Below are 17,047 nucleotides of genomic sequence, written 5' to 3'. Positions count from 1 at the left end.
GTTTAGCGTGCCGGCCGCAGCAGATAATGGCTGACGCCCCATTCCTCGCCGTCCGCATGGCCGAACAGGCCCTCTGTCGCGAGATAGAACAGCCGCCAGCGCCGCCGCCACAGCCCTGCATCACCGCGGTAAACCTTGCCCAGGATGTGGTCGATCTTATCGCGGTTCGCATCGAACCGCTCAAGCCAGTGACGCGCGGTCCGCGCGTAGTGTGTGCCGCTCCAGCGCCATTCACGCTCGATCGAGAAACAATCGGCGAAGTGGGCCATCAGGCCATGGCTCGGCATGATCCCACCGGTGAAGAAATGTTGCGCAATCCAGTCGGCGTCGCTGCGATGGTCAAAGCGATAGGGGCTATGTCGATGGCTGAAGACATGGACGAACAGCCTGCCCTCGGGTTCGAGCCAGGTCCTGACGCGGGCAAGCAGCTCACGCCAGTTGGACATATGCTCGAACATCTCGACCGACACCACGCGGTCGAAACTTGCATCCGGCACGAATTCATTGATGTCGGCGGTGATCACTTCGATGTTTCGCAGGCCGCGCGCTGTCGCCTCGGACTGGATATGCAGGCGCTGCGGCGACGAATTCGATACCGCCACGATGCGTGCGGAGGGAAAGCGCTCCGCCATGAACAGCGTCAGCGAGCCCCAGCCGCAACCCAGTTCAAGAATGGATTGTCCGTCTTGAAGTGCGGCATGCTCGACGGTCTGCGCAAGGGCAGCCGCTTCCGCTTCGGCCAGTGTTTCACCGCCGGTGTCGTAAAGGCAGCAGGAATATTTTCGACGAGGACCGAGTGTCAGAGCGAAGAAATCGGGCGGCAGCTCGTAATGCTGCTCGTTGGCTGCAGAGGTGTGCTCCGCGATGGCGTGACTTGCCATGTTCCGTGCAAAGCGCATTTCATCGACCGATGGCGCTGTTGCCAGACGCCGTCGCGTCCTGCCAACAAGAACGTCGATGGCATAACGAGTGGCGGAATCCGGCAGCGGCGCGCGCTCGACGGCGCGAATTGCGGACCCGATCAGGCTCACGTTCATCTCCCCTGGTTGAGGGCGGCGGCCCTTGGCAATCCTGGCCAGAACGCGTTGACGCGCGCCTGGTAGTGACGAAATTGCGCGCCCCGCGAGCGAAGCATATGGGCCTCCAGCGGCGGAATGCCCGATACATGGACGAGCAGCCAATACATCAGGACAGGCCCCCCTAACGCCGCCCATCCCCAGGGATAGGCGCCCGAAGTATCAATCGCGATGACCGCGTAGGCGAGCCATCCCAGCCACTCAAAGAAGTAGTTGGGATGGCGTGACAGTCCCCAAAGGCCCACATCGCAGACCTTGCCCCTGTTGGCAGGATCAGCCCGGAAGGCCGTCAGTTGCCGGTCGGCTATTGCCTCTCCACCCACCGCCACCAGCATAAGCACGATACCAGCCCAGTCATTGGAGCGTAGCGCCGGACCGGGATTGTGGGCAGCCGCCATGATCGACAGCACGAGCAGGAAGGCGGCTGCGGCTTGGATCTGCAGGAACCAGAACAGCCTGGCGCGGAAGTCGGTGCCCCACTCACGTTTGAGCTGGCCATAGCGCGGATCGTCCTGGCCTCCGCCGGCTGTCCTCATGGCGATGTGGAAGCCGAGCCTGAGCGACCAGGCAAGCGCAAGAACCGCCACCAGCCACTGTCGTGGGAGTATTTCGTTATCGGAATAAGGGAGCAAGGCTGCAATGGCGCCGACGAGGCCGACGCAAAAAGACCAGATCGTATCGATCCATCCTGACCTGCCGCTACGGACTGCCACCAGGCACGCCACCGCCATCGCCGCTGACAGGCCGACGGCAATTATCAACAGGGCGAAAACGATGCTCATCAAAGCGCTCAGCCGCCGATGAGAGGCTGGACCAGCCGGCCGAAGAAGCCGCGAAGCCGCATACGACCTTCGAGCGCGGCAAGGCATATGCATTCCCCCGTCTCGTCAACGACCGGCTGGTGCTGGATCTCGTCGTCGGCTTCATCGAGGTCTCCGGGCCCGTAACGGCCACGCGCATCGGAAAACGAGCCCTTCAAGACCTGGGTGTATTCGCAGCCGGAATGCGTATGCTCCGGCAGCCTGCGACCCGCGGCAACCTTCAACAGCATGACATTTGCACTGGCATCTTCGGGGATGGTCACGCGACTCCAGCGCACCCCGGGTCCGATCCAGCGCCACGGGCCGATACCGCACCCGTCCAACGCCTCGGGCAGACGGATGCCGACATCGGCACGCGTCGGCCTCGAGCGCTGCGCTGCCTTACCGCTGCTATCGCTATCCACCTCGATCCTCGCCACCAGGCGGTCCAGGGCGTCCTCGCCCATCTCTTCCGGCTCGATTCCATCCAGCAGGGCGCCGCCCACGGCTTCGAACTCGGAAATCCGCGCGGCGCAAGCCGTGCAGCCGCCGACATGCACGGCCACGACGATGCGCGGTCCGCTCTCCAGCGAGCCGCTTGCGAAGCGGAACAACGTCTCGTCGCTCGGATGATGCTTCATCATTTGAGGTCGTCCAGGATGAGGCGCAGACGGCCGAGGGCCAGCCGAACGCGCGATTTTACAGTGCCGAGTGGGATACCGAGCTCGCTCGCTATCTCCGATTGGGGCTTGTCGCCGAAGAAGGATAGCCGCAGGATCTGGGCTTGTTCGCTGGATAACAGGGCGATCGCCGAACGCACGCGGTCTTCGCGCTCTGCGGTCATTACCGCCGCTTCCCCCGAGACCGGACCATCCACCTCATCTGAAGGATCGAAGGCCCTGGCTACAGCCGCGGGGCGGCTTTCCCGGCGCAGCCGGTCGATCCGCACGTTGCGGGCGATCGTGAATATCCAGGTCGAGACACCCGCTCGCCGTTCATCAAAGTAGGAGGCCTTCTTCCAGACAAGCAGCATGGTTTCCTGAGCAACATCCTCGGCCGCCGAAGCCGTCATCCCGGATCGCATCATAAAGGCCTTCAATCGCGGCGCGTAGAAACCGAAAAGCGCAGCGAAGGCCGCGCGATCCCGCCCTTTGGCGACCGCACAAAGCAGGCGTATCGCCTCCTCCGGATATAGGGTCCCTGCATCTGCGCGCATGGTCATCGCCAATCCGATCTTCGTGGAATCGAAGGCCAGCGAAACCGTATCAGCAATGAACCAATTTCCCGATGCATTCATGGACCCTGTTACGCACGGCCACGACGTTCGGATCACCACCGTGCGGTAATCCGCCAGCACTGTGATCCACACTGCGCGCAGCCACGTACAAGCTGAAGTTAGGGGAGGAGCGCCGCCCCTTCCACTCGAAACTGGATGGCGCGCATCATGGCAGGCGGCACGCACTTGGTCACAGATCAGCGCAAGCATATAGCGGTCGTCGGCAGCGGCATCTCCGGACTGTCAGCCGCATGGCTGCTCTCGGAACGCCACAACGTATCCCTGTTCGAGGCAGGTTCCCGCCTCGGTGGCCACAGCAACACAGTCGAGGCCAGCGGCATCCAAGTCGACACCGGTTTCATTGTCTACAATGAAGTTACCTACCCTAATCTGACGGCCCTGTTTGCCCACATCGGCGTGCGCAGCAAGCCTTCCGAGATGTCGTTCGCGGTTTCGCTGGACGGTGGACGCCTGGAGTATTCCGGGACCGGGTTGGGCGGGCTGCTGGCCCAGCCAGGCAATGTCGGACGTCCTCGGTTCTGGCGAATGCTTCGGGAACTGCTCCGGTTCTATCGCGAGGCACCTTACGATATCTCCCGTATCGGCGAATGCAGCCTCGCCGAATATCTCGATGCCAAGGGTTATGGCGACGCGTTCCGTGAGGACCATCTCTATCCTATGGCGGCGGCGATTTGGTCGACCCCGGCGGCGGAGGTTGGCAACTACCCGGCCGCAGCCTTTATCCGGTTCTGCAAAAATCATGGCTTGCTCAAGCTCGCGGGCCGGCCGATGTGGCGGACCGTCGATGGCGGTAGCCGCAAATATGTCGAGCGTCTGGCCGAGCTCTTCACCGGGCGGATATTCCTCGGACGTGGCGTCCGGTCCATTGCCCGGCACTCGGGAGCGGCATGGCTCACGGATGTCGCGGGCGTCGAGCAACGCTTCGACCAAGTCGTTGTCGCAACGCACGCCAATCAGGCACTGCGCCTGCTGGCCGACGCGAGCCACGAGGAAGAACAACTGCTGGGCAGTTTCGGCTACAGCCGCAACGAGGCCGTGCTGCATTCCGATCCGCGTCTCATGCCGCGCAGAAAACGCGCCTGGTCGAGTTGGAACTACCTGGCCGAGACGCAAGGTGAAACCCGCAAGTTGTCCGTGACGTACTGGATGAACAGGTTACAGTCGCTGCCGGACCGGCAGCCGCTGTTTGTGACGCTCAACCCTGCCGTGGAGCCTGAGGCCCGGACTGTGAGACATCGCGAAATCTACGAGCATCCGGCATTCGACGCAGCCGCAATGCGCGCGCAGCGGGCGCTTTGGTCACTGCAAGGGGTCCGCAACACCTGGTTCTGCGGCGCCTATTTCGGCGCCGGCTTCCACGAGGATGGGCTGCAGTCCGGCCTTGCCGTAGCCGAGGCGCTGGGGGGTGTGCGCCGCCCTTGGGACGTGCCGGATGAATCAGGCCGGATCCACATTTCGGCCGCGGTCAGCCGGCCCGACCTCGTGGCTGCCTGATGCGGGAACCGCAATCAGATCTGTACGCAGGCAAGGTCATGCACCAGCGGCTGAAGCCGCGTCGGCACAGGCTATCCTATCGCATGTTCCTTTTGCTGCTCGACCTCGACGAGATCGACGCTCTTGCAGCAAGGCTGCGGCTGTTCTCGCGTAACCGGTTCAATTTGTTTGGCTTCGTTGACCGCGATCACGGCGACAACTCGGATGGATCGCTTCGTGCCTATGTCGAACGGCAGTTGAACGCCGCGGGGATCGAGGCGGATGGCGGGCCGATCCGGCTTTTGTCGATGCCGAGGATGCTCGGATATGCCTTCAATCCGCTGAGCGTTTATTTCTGCCATCGTCGGCAGGGCGATCTCAGCGCCATCCTTTACGAAGTCAGCAACACTTTCGGCCAGCGTCACAGCTACCTGATCCCCGTCACTGACAGCGGGCGGGAGGGTTTGATCGAGCAGCACTGCGACAAACACTTCTATGTGTCACCGTTCATCGCCATGGGCATGCGCTACCGCTTCCGGGTCAGTCCACCGGGCGACGAAGTGTCAATTCACATTACTGCCAGCGATGACCAAGGACCCCTCATCGTCGCCAGTTTCTCCGGCAAGCGGCGTCCGCTCACCGACGCTACGCTGGCGCGCGCCTTCCTCGCCTATCCGCTGCTGACAATAAAAGTCATCGCCGCTATCCATTGGGAGGCACTCCTTCTATGGGCAAAGGGTATGCGGCTCTATGAGCGCCCGCAGCCGCCGCGCGAGCCAGTCACTCATGTCGCTGTGGACAAGAACTCACAGGGGGAACCGGGTCAGATGTCATTGGATACTGAACCAGGGCACCAAAACCGGACCCTGGCAAACGGCATCCTCTGATCCAAATCAGCCGTCCCAGCCGCCCTACCGCTCCTCCACAATCCGCAAATACGCCGCCGTCACGAACAGCACGATCAGCCCGAACAGGATCCGCCTTGCTCCCTCCGGCATTTGCAGGATGGTCAGCAGGGTCGTCAGCACGGTGAGGATCAGGGCGCCGATGATGGTGCCGGTGTAGCCGCCGCGGCCGCCGAAGATCGAGGTGCCGCCGATCACGGCGGCGGCCACCGAGGGCAGCACCAGCGGTTCGGCGAGCGACAGGGAGGGGGCCTTGATCAGGCCGATATAGAGCAGGCCGGTGAGGCCGGCGAGCAGGCTGGAGATGATGTAGAGGGCCGATATCACCTGCCAGTAGCGCACGCCGGACAGGCGCGTGGCGCGCTCATTGTCGCCGACGGCGTAGAGCAGGCGGCCGAAGCCGGTGCGGCTCAAGGTGAAGACGATGAGGGCGGCCAGCGGCACGAACAGCAGCAGCGCGTTGGGCACGCCCCAGGTCAGGCCGGTGCCGAGCCAGGCGAGGAAGTCGGGGATCTTGGCGCCAGACGCGATCACCGTGCGCTGGTAGACCTGCAGGCAGCCGGTGCCGATCAGGCTGGTGCCCAGCGTCATGATCAGCGGGTGGACGCGGAAGACGCCGACGCCGATGCCGTTGACGAGGCCGATCAGCACCGCCGGCATCATCGCCAGCAGGAAGGCCACCGCCGGGTCCTGGTTGACGACTTGCGTGGCCATGATGAAGGCGCTCATCGTCGCCACCGTGCCGACTGACAGGTCGATGCCGCCAGTCAGCATGGTCATGGTCTGGCAGCCGGCGAGGATCGCCAGCGGAATGGCGAACTTGATGGTGTTGGCGATCCAGCGCTCGTTGACGATGCCGGGGCGCAGGATCTGCAGGATCACCACCAGGATGACGAGCAGGATGATCAGCGGGACCAGCGGCCGGTCGGCCATGAAGCGTTTTACGCGGCGGCCGAGGGGGACGGGTTGGATCGCGGTGGTGCTCATGGGACGGCTCGTGGTGGGGGTGGCGCGATGCATCTCTCCCTTCTCCCCCTGTGGGAGAAAGTGGATCGGCGCGTAGCGCCGAGACGGATGAGGGGTATTGGACGGAATGAGGCGGTAGTGCTCTCTGGAACACCCCTCATCCGACCTCGCTTCGCGAGGCCACCTTCCCCCACAAGGGGGGAAGGAAGAAGGGCGCGCCGATGCTCTCCCATCATTGCCGCCCCCGCATCGTAATAAAGGCGCCGAACATCACCACGGCGACCATTATCAGGCCTTCGATGATGGCGGTGACGTTGGGGTCGATGGCGAGCAGCGTCAGGTCCGTGCGCACCAGCCGCAGCACGAAGACGGCGACGATGGGGCCGAGCAGGCCGCCCTTGCCGCCGCCGAGCGCCACGCCGCCCAGCACCACCGCCGCGACGCTGGCGAGCAGATAGGGGCCTGGGATGGGGGCGCCGATGCCGGTGCTCATGGTCAGCGCCAGGCCGCCAAAGGCGGCGAACAGGCCCGACAGCGCATAGGCGATGATGCGGGTGCGCGCGACGGGCACGCCGCTGCGGAACGCCGCCAGCTCGCTCGAGCCGATGGCGTAGATGGAAAGGCCGAGCTTTGAGCGCCTGAGCGGGATCCAGATGATGCAGAGGCAGACGACGAGCAGCAGCAGCGCCTTGGGCAGCCAAGCATCGATGCTGTCGGGCAGGCCGGGTATCGGCACGGTGCCCGAGATCAGCGCCTTCAGCCACTCGGCGGCCGCACCGCCTGGCGCGTCGAGCACCAGCAGGGCGGCGCCCTGCAGCACGAACAGAGTGGCGAGCGTGACGACGATGTCGGGCACGCGGGTGACGACGATCAGCAGGCCGTTGACGGCGCCGAGCACCAAACCCATGGCCAGCACGAAAGGCACCACGAACAGCGCGTATTCTTCCGACGCGCCATTCATCATCGAGGCGGCGGTGACGCTGGTCAGCGCCATCATCGCGGCAACCGACAGGTCGATGCCGCCGGCGATGACGACGACGGTCTGCGCGGCTACCGCAAAGGCGTAAGGCAGCACGGCGCGCACCAGCGAGCCGAAATCGCCGCTGCCATAGGCCGGCTGGATCAGCGTGGTGATGATGAACAGGACGACGAAGAGAGCGAACAGGCCGATGACCCAACCCTGGCGGCGCAGGAAATGGCTCATGGCGTCGTCCCCGGCGAATCCGAGGTTTCCGGGGAAGAAGAGTGGGGATCGGCCAAAATGCCGATATCCGCCTTGGCGCCGCGCGGCAGGCCGTAGGCGGCGCGCATCAGCGCCGGCTCGTCGGCCTCCTCGACCGGAAAGATATCGACGACGCGGCCGCCGAAGATGACGATGACGCGGTCGCAGACGCGCTGCACTTCTTCCAGCTCGGAGGTGTAGAACAGCACCGACTTGCCGTTGCCGGCAAGCTCGCGCAGCAGCTTGTAGATCTCCTGCTTGGTGCCGACATCGATGCCGCGCGTCGGGTCGAAGCACAGGATGGTGCGGGCGTCGGCCGCGATCCAGCGGGCGATGGTCACCTTCTGCTGGTTGCCGCCGGACAGGCGCTGCACTTCCCCTTGCGCGCGGGTGTCGATCCGCAGCCGCTCGATGGCGCTGACCACTTTTGCGCGTTCCTGGCGCATGTTGATCGGCCCCCAGTTGCGCAGCGCGGCACTGAAGGGCAGGGCGATGTTCTCGCGCACCGAGCGCTGCATGGCCAGCGCCTCGGCGCGGTCGCCCGGCACATAGGCGAGGCCGGCGCGGATGGCGTCGATCGGATGCGTGAATTTCACCGGCTGGCCGTCGACCTCGATGGCGCCGCCCGATGGCCGGATCGAGCCGGCAAGGGCGGCGAACAATTCGTCCTGGCCCTGGCCTTCGAGCGCGACGACGCCGGCGACTTCACCGTCAGCCAGATCGAAGGAGACGTCGTTGAGCTTGGTGCCGACGCGCAGATTGCGCACGCCGAGGCGCGGGCGGCTGGCTGCCGTCGCGGCGGCCTGGCTGGCGCTGCGCGCGGCGACATGGGTCTTGACGATGCGGGCGCCGAGCATCAGCTCGACGATCTTTTCCTCCACACCGGGCACGATGTCGACGACGCCGACGGTCTCGCCGTCGCGCAGCACGGTGGCGCGGTCGCACAGCGCCGAGATCTCGACGAAGCGGTGGGAAATGAAGATCACGGCGCGGCCGCTGTCGCCTTGGCGGCGCACCACCTCCAGCACCTTTTCGGCGAGGTTGGCGGGCAGGGCCGCCGTCATCTCGTCAAGCAGCAGCACGTCGGGCTCGACGGCCAGCGCGCGGGCGAGGTCAAGCACGCGCAGCACGGCCAGCGGGATGTCGCGCGCGGTGTCGCGGATGTCGAGATCGGGAATGCCGAGTTCGCGCACCCAGGCGCGGAACGGCTCGACCGGCGTGCCGGTGAGGCGCAGGTTGGACAGCACGTCGAGATCGGGGATCAGCGACGGCTCCTGGTAGACGGGCAGCAGCCCGGCGCGGCGGGCGGCGGCAGGCGAGCGCACGTCGCGGGCCTCGCCACGGATCAGGATGCGCCCGGCGGAGGCCGGAACCGCGCCGGTCAGGATTTTCACCAGCGTCGACTTGCCGGCGCCATTGGCGCCCATCAGCGCGTGCACCTCGCCCGGCAGGACGGAGAGCGATGCGTTGCGCAAGGCTGCAACCGCGCCGTAATTCTTGGCGACGCCTGACGCGTCGAGGAGGGGGGTGCTGGTCAAATCGTGTGGGTCTCGTTCCAAGCTGTTCAAATGTTATGGAGCCAATCGCTTTGATGAGTTGGCGGCCTACAGCTGACGATGCCAGCCGCAGCTGCGGCCCTTCCTTCTCCCCTTGTGGGAGAAGGTGGCCTCGCGAAGCGAGGTCGGATGAGGGGTGTTCCAGAAAACACCGACGCCCCATTCCGTCCAGCACCCCTCATCCGTCTCGGCGCTGCGCGCCGATCCACCTTCTCCCACAAGGGGAGAAGGCAGAAGCGCGGCTCGTCACCCTACTTACTCGCCCGGGCCCTTGCAGGCCACGATCTGGTCCTTGGTATACGTCGTCCAGTCCGGGATGGAGATCGAGACCGGCCATTCGGGGCTCAGCGACGGGTCTGCGGCTGCCTTCAGCTTGGCCTTGCCTTCCTCGGTGGCGTTTTCCCACAGCTGCGGCTCGACCAGCACGGTCTGCTGTGCCGGCTTCTTGCCGTCGAGGATCTGCAGCGCCAGCGTCACGCCGGCACCGCCGATCGAGCCGGGGTTGGTGACCGCCGCGCCGACGAGGCCCTTGACCGAGCTGAGCTGGCCGACGAAGCCGGCATTGTCGGCGCCGACGATCGGCACCAGCGGCGCCTGCGATTCGACCAGCGCGTCGACGATGACGTTGTCGATGCCGGAGGTCCAGATGCCGTTGATCGGCGTTCCCGTCGACAGGAAGGAGAGGATCTGCTGCTTGGCCTGGTCCTGCTGCCAGCCGGTGAAGACCTCCTGCGCCACCTTCACGTCAGGGAATTCGGCCAGCGCCTTCTTGAAGCCCTTGTCGCGGTCGCTGTCGGCGGACGCGCCGGCGGCCCCACGCATGTAGAACACTTCGCCCTTGCCGCCCATCTGCTGGAACAGCCACTTGGCGCCGAGATAGGCGTATTGTTCCTGGTTGTTGGAGATGATGTAAGCCGACGGTTCGGTGACCGCCTGGTCGACGGCGACGACGACGATGCCGGCCTTGGTGGCTTCCTCGAGGCCAGCCTTGATGCCGGCCGGATCGGCCGGGTTGACGACGATGGCGTCGACCTTGGCGCTGATCAAATTGCGGATGTCTTCGAGCTGGCCGGCGGCATCCGTGTTGCGGTGGGCGATGTTGAGCTTGGCGACCTCGCCGGAGGCGAGCGCCTGCGCCTTCATGGCGCAGACCATCTCCTCGCGCCAGCCATTGCCCTGCACGGTGTTGGAGATGCCGATCGTGTATTTGCCCGCGGCCGACGAGGCGCCCACCGAGGCCAGGAAGGCCGCGCCGGCAAGTAGCGGGACCATGGTCAGGTATTTCTTCATTTCAGTCTTCCTCCACATTGTTTTTCAGTTTCAGTTCCAAGTCGTTCAAGCGCGTCGCTTAGAAAGAGAGTCAGGCGCCGTGCTTCAAGTCGTTGTCCTCCCATGTCGTCGGCGACATGCTTTTTCCTCACCCATGTCGTTGTCCCAAAACCGCAACGCACTTTTGGGCGACATGCCTATCCGCCGTCACTTGACGAAAGGCCGCAACACGTCGCGGGCGAGCAGGAATCCCCGCTTCACCTGATCGTCGCTGCCTTCGAACCGCCGGTCCTCGTGCTCGATGATGACGGGGCCGTCATAGCCGGCCCGGTAGAGGTCGGAGAAGAAGCCGTTCCAGTCGACATCGCCGAGCCCGGGCATGCGCGGCACCTGCCAGCCTATGCCGGCCGACAGGATTCCGCGCTCGTAGAGTCCATCATGATCAATCATCAGGTCCTTGGCGTGGACATGCAGCATGTAGGGGCCGAATTCCCGGATGAAGCGGGCCTGGTCGATCATCTGCCAGACCAGATGCGAGGGGTCGAAATTCATGCCGACTTCGCCGCCCCAGGCTTCGAGGATGCGGCGCCAGACCAGCGGCGAATAGGCGATGTTGTGGCCGCCCGGCCACTCGTCATGGCTGAAGATCATCGGGCAGTTCTCGAAGGCGAGCTTGACGCCATGGTCGCGCGCATGGGCGACGATTTCGGGCCAGACCTCGAGCGCCTCCTGCCAGTTGACGTCGACGGTTTTCGAGGCATCGCCGCCGCAGAAGGTGTTGACGACAGGCACGCCCATATTGGCGGCCAGCACGATCACCTTCTTCAGATGGCCGATCACCGCCTCGCGGTGGGCGGCGTCCGGGTGCAGCGGATTGGGATAGTAGCCGAGGCCCGAGACCGACAGGCCCTTCTCCGCCAGCGAGGCGACGATCTCCTTCGCCTGCGCGGCGGAAGTGGAAGTGGCGTCGATATGACTGGTGCCGGCATAGCGGCGGCTGGCGCCGGAGGATTTCGGCCAGCAGGCGATTTCCAGCGCCTCGAAGCCGGCAGCACTTGCCCAACTGGCGACCTCGCCCAGCGGCGTCTGCGCGAATGGCGCGGTGAGCACTCCAAGTTTCATCGTGCCTCCCCTTGTCGTGAATTCACGGCCGATACCGATAATGCCGATTGTGCGGGCAGCTTCAACCGTGCGGCCTCGCCGTGTTGCAGACTGTGCCTGACGGCTGCCATCGGATCGTTCGAAAGCAGCCCGTCGAGCGCCGACGTGACCGCCGTGCGGAACGCCTCGTTCGCGGCAAGGCCGGGGTCGAAAATGGTGTCGAGGGCAAGGATGCCGGCGGCCAGTGCCTTGGCGTCGTGGCCGGTCGCGTCGGCGATGCCAGCGACCTTGCCGGCGTAGGGGTCCGACACCGGCCAGCGTTTGCCGAACCGTGCCGAGGCCTGGATCAGATAGGCCATCCAGCCGGCGACCGGCACCGACAGCAGCGCGATGCTTTCGCCTTGGCTCAAGCGGTCGCGGATCGGATTGAGCAGGCGCTGCACGATCTTCTGCGAACCGTCGGTGGCAATCTGGTGGTTGCGGTGGCGGATCGCGGTGTTGCGCAAACGGTCGAGGCTCTGCTCGACATAGGCATGAGGCAGGATGCCGGGCACCGGCGTCAGCGTCGGCAACGTCTCTTCGACAAGCATGCGGCGGACGAAATCCGCCAGCAGCGGATCGGCTATGGCATCGAATGTGTGTTCCAGCCCGGCCAGCACGCCGAGCGTGGCGAGCGTCGTCTGGGCGCCATTGAGCACCCGCATCTTGAGATGTTCGTAAGGCGTGACATCATCCACGAAACTGGCGCCGACCAGGTCCCAGCGCGGCATGCGGCCGGCGAATTTCTGCTCGATGACCCATTGCCGGAACGGCTCGCCGCCGACGACGGCGGCATCGCGGTAGCCGAAACGCTGCTCGACGCTGTCGAGGTCGGCCTGCGTGACCGCCGGCGCGATGCGGTCGACCATGGCCGAAGGGAAGGCGGCGTTGGCCGATATCCAGTCGGCAAGGCCATTGCCGCGCCGTTTGGCAAAGGCCTGCACGACATTGGCGAGGATAACGCCGTTGGCCGGGATGTTGTCGCAGGACAGCAGCGTCAGCGGCCGGCCATGCGCGGCCCGGCGCAACTCCAGCGCCTTCGCGAGGATGCCGGGCACGCTGCGCGGCGTCTCGGGGCTGGCGAGATCATGAACGATGTCGGGATGGTCGAGATCGAGTTCGCCGCTCGACGGGATGTGGCAATAGCCCTTCTCGGTCACCGTCATCGTCACCAGTTCGATCTCGGGTGAGGAGAGCACGTCGAGCGCGGGGGCGGCACTGGACTGGCTGTCGACCACCTTGACGATGCTGCCGATGACGCGTGCCTCCATGCGTTGGTCTTCGCGGATCAGCCGCGTGTAGAGCCCGCCCTGCCGGCCAAGCGTGTCGGCGAGGCTGGGTGGCCGGATGTTGATGCCGACCACGCCCCAGCGGTCGAACCGGAGCGAGAGCAGATCGTCGGTGTATTCGGCCTGGTGGCAGCGGTGGAAGGCGCCGACGCCGAGATGCGCCATGCCGGGCGTGAGCGCCGTGCGATTGTAGGATGGCTTCTGGACAGCGGCAGGCAAACGGTCGAGCAATGCCGGCCCGAGGGTTTCCAGCGATGCGGAAGCACCGATCACCGGTTCGCCCCGATCACCGACTGCTCCTGGTCGATCACGGCGCCGGTCATCGGGCCGGCTGCGTCGGACAGCAGGAAGACGGCGAGGTTGGCGACGTCGCCTGGCGTCAGCAGCCGGCCGAAAGGCTGCGCGGCGTTTGCCGCATCAAGCCAGCCGGGGCCATGGCCCAGCGTCTCGGCCTGCATGACGCGTTCGGCCGGCGTGTCGGTCCAGCCGACATTGATGCCGTTGACGCGGATGCGGTCGAAGCGGTGGGCGTTGGCAGCGTTCCTGGTCAGCGTCGCCAGCGCGCCCTTGGTGGCGGAATAGACGGCAAGCTCGGGCGAGCCGCAATGGGCGTTGATCGACAGGATGTTGACGATCGCGCCGGGCTCCCCACGCTTCCTCATGTCGGCGATGGCAGCCTGCATGAGGAAGAACGGCGCGCGCGCGTTGACGGCGAACAGCGACGCCCAGTCGTCGAGGCTGGCATCGAGGAAGGAGGCGCGGTCGGTCAGGCCGGCGGCGTTGACGAGACCGTCGATGCGGCCGAAGCGCTCGATGCAGGCTTGCGCCAGCAGGGCGGGGGCTTCCGGATCGGACAGGTCGGCGGCGGCGAAGACGGCCGGCGTACCGAGCCGCGAAAGCTCGGCCGCCACCGCATCGCCGCGCGTCTTCTCGCGGCCGGTGACCAGCAGGCCTGCGGCGCCGGCGCGCGCCAGCGTCTCGGCAATGGCGCGGCCGATGCCTTGGGTCGCGCCGGTGACCAGCACGACCTTGCCTTGGAGATGAAGCTCCATTCCTCCTCCCGGAACAAAGTTTCTATTTTTCTAAATATGGAACGACAATTCCCGATAGTCAATTGTGCCAGCGGCGCCTCATGCGCCGCGGCGCGCGACGACGCCATGGACCAGCGCCATGCCGACCGCCAGCGACGCGGCCAGCGAACGGAAGCCGGCAAAGTCGGACTCCACCACCTCCAGCCAGCTGTCCGACAGCTTGATCAGCGGACTGAAGGTGCTGTCGGTGAGGGTGACGATGCGGGCATTGCGTTCATGCGCCACCGCGACGAGGTCGGGCGTGATCGAATTGTAGGGGCTGAAGGAGACCGCCAGCACGGCATCCTGCCTGCCGATGCAGCCGACCTGGTCGAGCGCGGTGGAGCCGACATTGTCGACCAGCACGTTGCGCACGCCTTGCTGCGAGAGCGTCAGCGAGAGATAGGTGGTGACCGGAAAGGCGCGCTTGGAGCCGATGACATAGATCAGGTCGGCGGCCGCCAGCAGCACCACCATCTTCTCGAAACTCTCGACGTCGAAGCCGCTCTCGATACGGCCAAGCGAGGCCTGCGAGGCGCCGACCATGCCGTGCAGGAAATGCAGGTCGGCATTGGGCTCGGCCGCCGTCCGTTCCTGGCCGCGCCCTTCCGGCCACGACCCCTTGACGTGGTCCTTGAACAGGCCCTGGAAATCGGAAAAGCCGGAATAACCGAAGATCTGGGCAAAACGCACCAGCGTCGACGGCTGCACGCCGGCCTGTTCGGCCACCTGGGCGATGGTGCCGAGCGCGACGTCGCTTGGATGCTGCCACAGGAAGATCGCCACCTGGCGCAGCCGCTTGGGAAAATGCACGGTGCCGGACGACAGCACCGCGCGCAGTTCCTCATAGGTTTGCGGCTTGATGTAGCCGAGGGCGGCAAGCGAGCGTCCTCGTTTGCGGGTCGCCGCCTCGTCGGCAGCCGACCGTCCCGATGATTTGCGCGCCCCACTCATGATTTCAGGCTAGCGCGATACGATTGTTTTACAATATGAAAATTGGAAATCTTGTTCGAAAGTGGTGGTGGCCCTAGGGTCGCGGTCACACAAATGATCTGCCGGGAGGAGTTTGACAATGGTCTATGCAACATCGGACGGATCGGCGGGCAAGCGCCTGAGGGTCGGCATGGTCGGCGGCGGGCGCAACGCTTTCATCGGCGCCGTGCACCGGCTGGCCATGCGCCTCGACGACCAGATCGCGCTGGTGGCCGGCGCGCTGTCCTCGGATCCGGAAAACGCCGCCGCCTCGGCCGCCGAGATCGGCATCGCGCCGGAGCGCAGCTATGCCGACTATCGCGCGATGGCGCGGGCGGAAGCAGCACGGCCGGACGGTATCGAAGCCGTCGTCATCGTCACGCCCAACCATCTGCACGCACCGATCGCCACCGCCTTCCTCGAGGCCGGCATCGACGTGATCTGCGACAAGCCGCTGTCGACGACACTGGCCGACGCGGAGGCACTGGTGGCACTGGCGCGGGCGAGAAAGCGCCGCTTCGTCGTCACCCTCAACAACACCGGCTACGCCATGGTCCGCCAGGCGCGCGAGATGGTGGCGGCGGGCGAGCTTGGGCGCATCGTGTCCGTGCACGGCGCCTATATCCAGGACTGGCTGACCAGGCCGATCGACGCCGAGGGCCAGAAGCAGGCGGAATGGCGCACCGATCCGGCAAGGGCAGGGCAGTCGGCGGTGCTGGCCGATATCGGCGTGCATGCCTTCAACCTGGCGAGCTTCATCTCGGGCTGCGAGGCCGAGGCGGTATCGGCCGACCTGTTCACCGCCGTGCCGGGACGCCGGCTCGACGATAACGCGCATGTGATGATGCGCTGGACGGGCGGGGCACGCGGCACGATCCTGGCCAGCCAGACTTCGCCCGGCCACTACAACGATCTCTCGGTGCGCATCTATGGCGACAAGGCAGGGCTCGAATGGTCGGGCGCGCGGCCGGAGGAACTGCGCTTCTCCCGCTATGGCGAGGAAACCGGCACGCTGGTGCGCGGCGGCCATGGCTCGACTGAGGAAAGCCGGCGCGTGTCGCGCATGCCGGCGGCGCACCCCGAGGGCTATATCGAGGCCTTCGCCAATTTCTACCGCGACGCCGCCGACATCATCCGCGCCCATCGCTCGGGCGGCGTGGTCGATCCGGCTCGCGCGGCGCAGGTGCCCGATGTCGTCGACGGCGCGCGCGGCGTGAAGTTCGTCGCGGCGGCGGTGGATTCGAATGTGGGGGGCGGGGCGTGGACGCCGGCGCGGTTTGCCGGATAACGTTACGATCCAGCCCTCACAGCGCCGACTGTCCCCTCAAATCCTTTGGCGTGGGCTTGCGCCGGGTGACTGCGATGCTATGTCAGGTGCACCTGCATTGCTCCTCAGCCGCCAGGCTGGCAATCTGATGCCATCTTCTGTTGGCGGCACCGAAAGCTAGGTGAGGCGTCTCGGATGCAACTCGGTCTTATTGGCTACTACAGCGACTTCGTGGTCTATCCGCTGGTGATCGCCGTGCTGGCGGTGGCCGGGCTGATCGAGGCCGGTGAAGAGAGTGCGCCGGGCTGGATGGGCACGGTCCTCGCCTGTCTTGGCCTGTGGACGTTGATCGAGTACGTCCTGCACAGGTTCGTCCTTCATCACATTCCCTACATCAGGGACTTGCATGACCGGCACCATGTCGAGGAACGCAGTTCGGTGGGGACGCCGACCTGGCTCAGCCTGGGGGTGCATGCGCTGGTGGCGTTTTTCCCGGTATGGATGGTGTCGGATTTCGCTACCGCGAGCGCAGTGAGTTGCGGGCTGATGCTGGGCTACCTCTGGTACATCAGCATCCACCACATGATCCATCACTGGCATCCCACCCATCCGAGCTATCTGTACACGCTCAAGCGCCGCCACGCGGTGCACCACCATGTCGACGAAACGGCCAATTTCGGCGTGACGTCAGCCCTGTGGGATCGGGTTTTCGGCACGGTGCGGCTCTGAAGCCCAGGCGCGGATC

16 protein-coding genes are annotated in these 17,047 nt (G+C 65.3%); 4 read left to right on the top strand and 12 right to left on the bottom strand.

Features of this window, described 5'->3' with window-relative positions:
* Window positions 1-2: 2 nt before the first annotated feature.
* Genes NR193_RS29095 through NR193_RS29080 form a run of 4 tightly spaced genes read right to left on the bottom strand, consistent with a single transcriptional unit; the run spans window position 3 to window position 3,173 of the window.
* Window positions 3-1,031 carry a cyclopropane-fatty-acyl-phospholipid synthase family protein gene (locus NR193_RS29095; protein WP_256754139.1) on the bottom strand — a complete coding sequence of 343 codons (1,029 nt, stop codon included), beginning with the start codon at window positions 1,029-1,031 and terminating at the stop codon, window positions 3-5.
* Between the two features lie 2 nt (window positions 1,032-1,033).
* Entirely contained in the window at window positions 1,034-1,858 is an 825-nt protein-coding gene (locus NR193_RS29090; RefSeq protein ID WP_256754138.1) for a DUF1295 domain-containing protein, read from the bottom strand.
* 8 nt (window positions 1,859-1,866) lie between these two features.
* Window positions 1,867-2,520, bottom strand: a complete 654-nt coding sequence (locus tag NR193_RS29085) for a ChrR family anti-sigma-E factor (protein WP_256754137.1) — start codon at window positions 2,518-2,520, stop codon at window positions 1,867-1,869.
* Window positions 2,517-3,173 carry a sigma-70 family RNA polymerase sigma factor gene (locus tag NR193_RS29080; protein ID WP_306280636.1) on the bottom strand — a complete coding sequence of 219 codons (657 nt, stop codon included), beginning with the start codon at window positions 3,171-3,173 and terminating at the stop codon, window positions 2,517-2,519. The genes NR193_RS29085 and NR193_RS29080 overlap by 4 nt, the downstream gene beginning before the upstream one ends.
* Before the next feature lie 135 nt (window positions 3,174-3,308).
* Between NR193_RS29080 and NR193_RS29075 the strand changes: the two genes are divergently transcribed.
* Together NR193_RS29075 and NR193_RS29070 are read left to right on the top strand one after the other, a co-directional pair.
* Window positions 3,309-4,667: an NAD(P)/FAD-dependent oxidoreductase gene (locus NR193_RS29075; RefSeq protein WP_256754136.1), complete on the top strand. Its 1,359-nt coding sequence runs from the start codon at window positions 3,309-3,311 to the stop codon at window positions 4,665-4,667.
* Window positions 4,667-5,533 (top strand): DUF1365 domain-containing protein, encoded by an 867-nt coding sequence (locus NR193_RS29070; RefSeq protein WP_256754135.1) that lies wholly within the window; start codon window positions 4,667-4,669, stop codon window positions 5,531-5,533. Before NR193_RS29075 ends, NR193_RS29070 begins: the two co-directional genes overlap by 1 nt.
* A gap of 24 nt (window positions 5,534-5,557) precedes the next feature.
* Here NR193_RS29070 and NR193_RS29065 read toward each other — a convergent pair whose 3' ends face one another.
* The 8 genes from NR193_RS29065 to NR193_RS29030 all read right to left on the bottom strand — a co-directional run bounded on the left by NR193_RS29065 (window position 5,558) and on the right by NR193_RS29030 (window position 15,017).
* The gene (locus tag NR193_RS29065; RefSeq protein ID WP_256754134.1) at window positions 5,558-6,538 is read right to left on the bottom strand and encodes an ABC transporter permease; all 981 of its coding nucleotides are present in this window, start codon (window positions 6,536-6,538) and stop codon (window positions 5,558-5,560) included.
* 211 nt (window positions 6,539-6,749) lie between these two features.
* A complete protein-coding gene (locus tag NR193_RS29060; protein WP_256754133.1) occupies window positions 6,750-7,721 on the bottom strand; it encodes an ABC transporter permease in 972 nt (323 codons plus the stop codon).
* Complete coding sequence (locus NR193_RS29055; RefSeq protein WP_256754132.1) at window positions 7,718-9,277, bottom strand: sugar ABC transporter ATP-binding protein; 1,560 nt, start codon at window positions 9,275-9,277, stop codon at window positions 7,718-7,720. The genes NR193_RS29060 and NR193_RS29055 overlap by 4 nt, the downstream gene beginning before the upstream one ends.
* Window positions 9,278-9,550: 273 nt before the next feature.
* Window positions 9,551-10,585 carry an ABC transporter substrate-binding protein gene (locus tag NR193_RS29050; RefSeq protein ID WP_256754131.1) on the bottom strand — a complete coding sequence of 345 codons (1,035 nt, stop codon included), beginning with the start codon at window positions 10,583-10,585 and terminating at the stop codon, window positions 9,551-9,553.
* Between the two features lie 186 nt (window positions 10,586-10,771).
* A complete protein-coding gene (locus tag NR193_RS29045; RefSeq protein WP_256754130.1) occupies window positions 10,772-11,686 on the bottom strand; it encodes a sugar phosphate isomerase/epimerase in 915 nt (304 codons plus the stop codon).
* Window positions 11,683-13,266 (bottom strand): mannitol dehydrogenase family protein, encoded by a 1,584-nt coding sequence (locus NR193_RS29040; protein ID WP_256754129.1) that lies wholly within the window; start codon window positions 13,264-13,266, stop codon window positions 11,683-11,685. Before NR193_RS29040 ends, NR193_RS29045 begins: the two co-directional genes overlap by 4 nt.
* On the bottom strand, window positions 13,263-14,045 hold the full coding sequence (locus NR193_RS29035; RefSeq protein WP_256754128.1) for an SDR family oxidoreductase: 783 nt from the start codon (window positions 14,043-14,045) through the stop codon (window positions 13,263-13,265). Before NR193_RS29035 ends, NR193_RS29040 begins: the two co-directional genes overlap by 4 nt.
* 78 nt (window positions 14,046-14,123) lie before the next feature.
* On the bottom strand, window positions 14,124-15,017 hold the full coding sequence (locus NR193_RS29030; RefSeq protein ID WP_256754127.1) for a MurR/RpiR family transcriptional regulator: 894 nt from the start codon (window positions 15,015-15,017) through the stop codon (window positions 14,124-14,126).
* A 118-nt stretch (window positions 15,018-15,135) separates the two neighbouring features.
* Between NR193_RS29030 and NR193_RS29025 the strand changes: the two genes are divergently transcribed.
* Both NR193_RS29025 and NR193_RS29020 read left to right on the top strand, forming a co-directional pair.
* Complete coding sequence (locus NR193_RS29025; protein ID WP_256754126.1) at window positions 15,136-16,323, top strand: Gfo/Idh/MocA family protein; 1,188 nt, start codon at window positions 15,136-15,138, stop codon at window positions 16,321-16,323.
* Between the two features lie 174 nt (window positions 16,324-16,497).
* Complete coding sequence (locus NR193_RS29020; protein ID WP_256754125.1) at window positions 16,498-17,031, top strand: sterol desaturase family protein; 534 nt, start codon at window positions 16,498-16,500, stop codon at window positions 17,029-17,031.
* Window positions 17,032-17,047 lie beyond the last annotated feature (16 nt).

It is taken from the genome of Mesorhizobium sp. Mes31 (genome assembly GCF_024519675.1).
Classification (GTDB): Bacteria; Pseudomonadota; Alphaproteobacteria; order Rhizobiales; family Rhizobiaceae; genus Mesorhizobium.
Note: the sequence above shows the minus strand (reverse complement) of the source record. Positions and strands in the feature narration are given on the sequence as shown.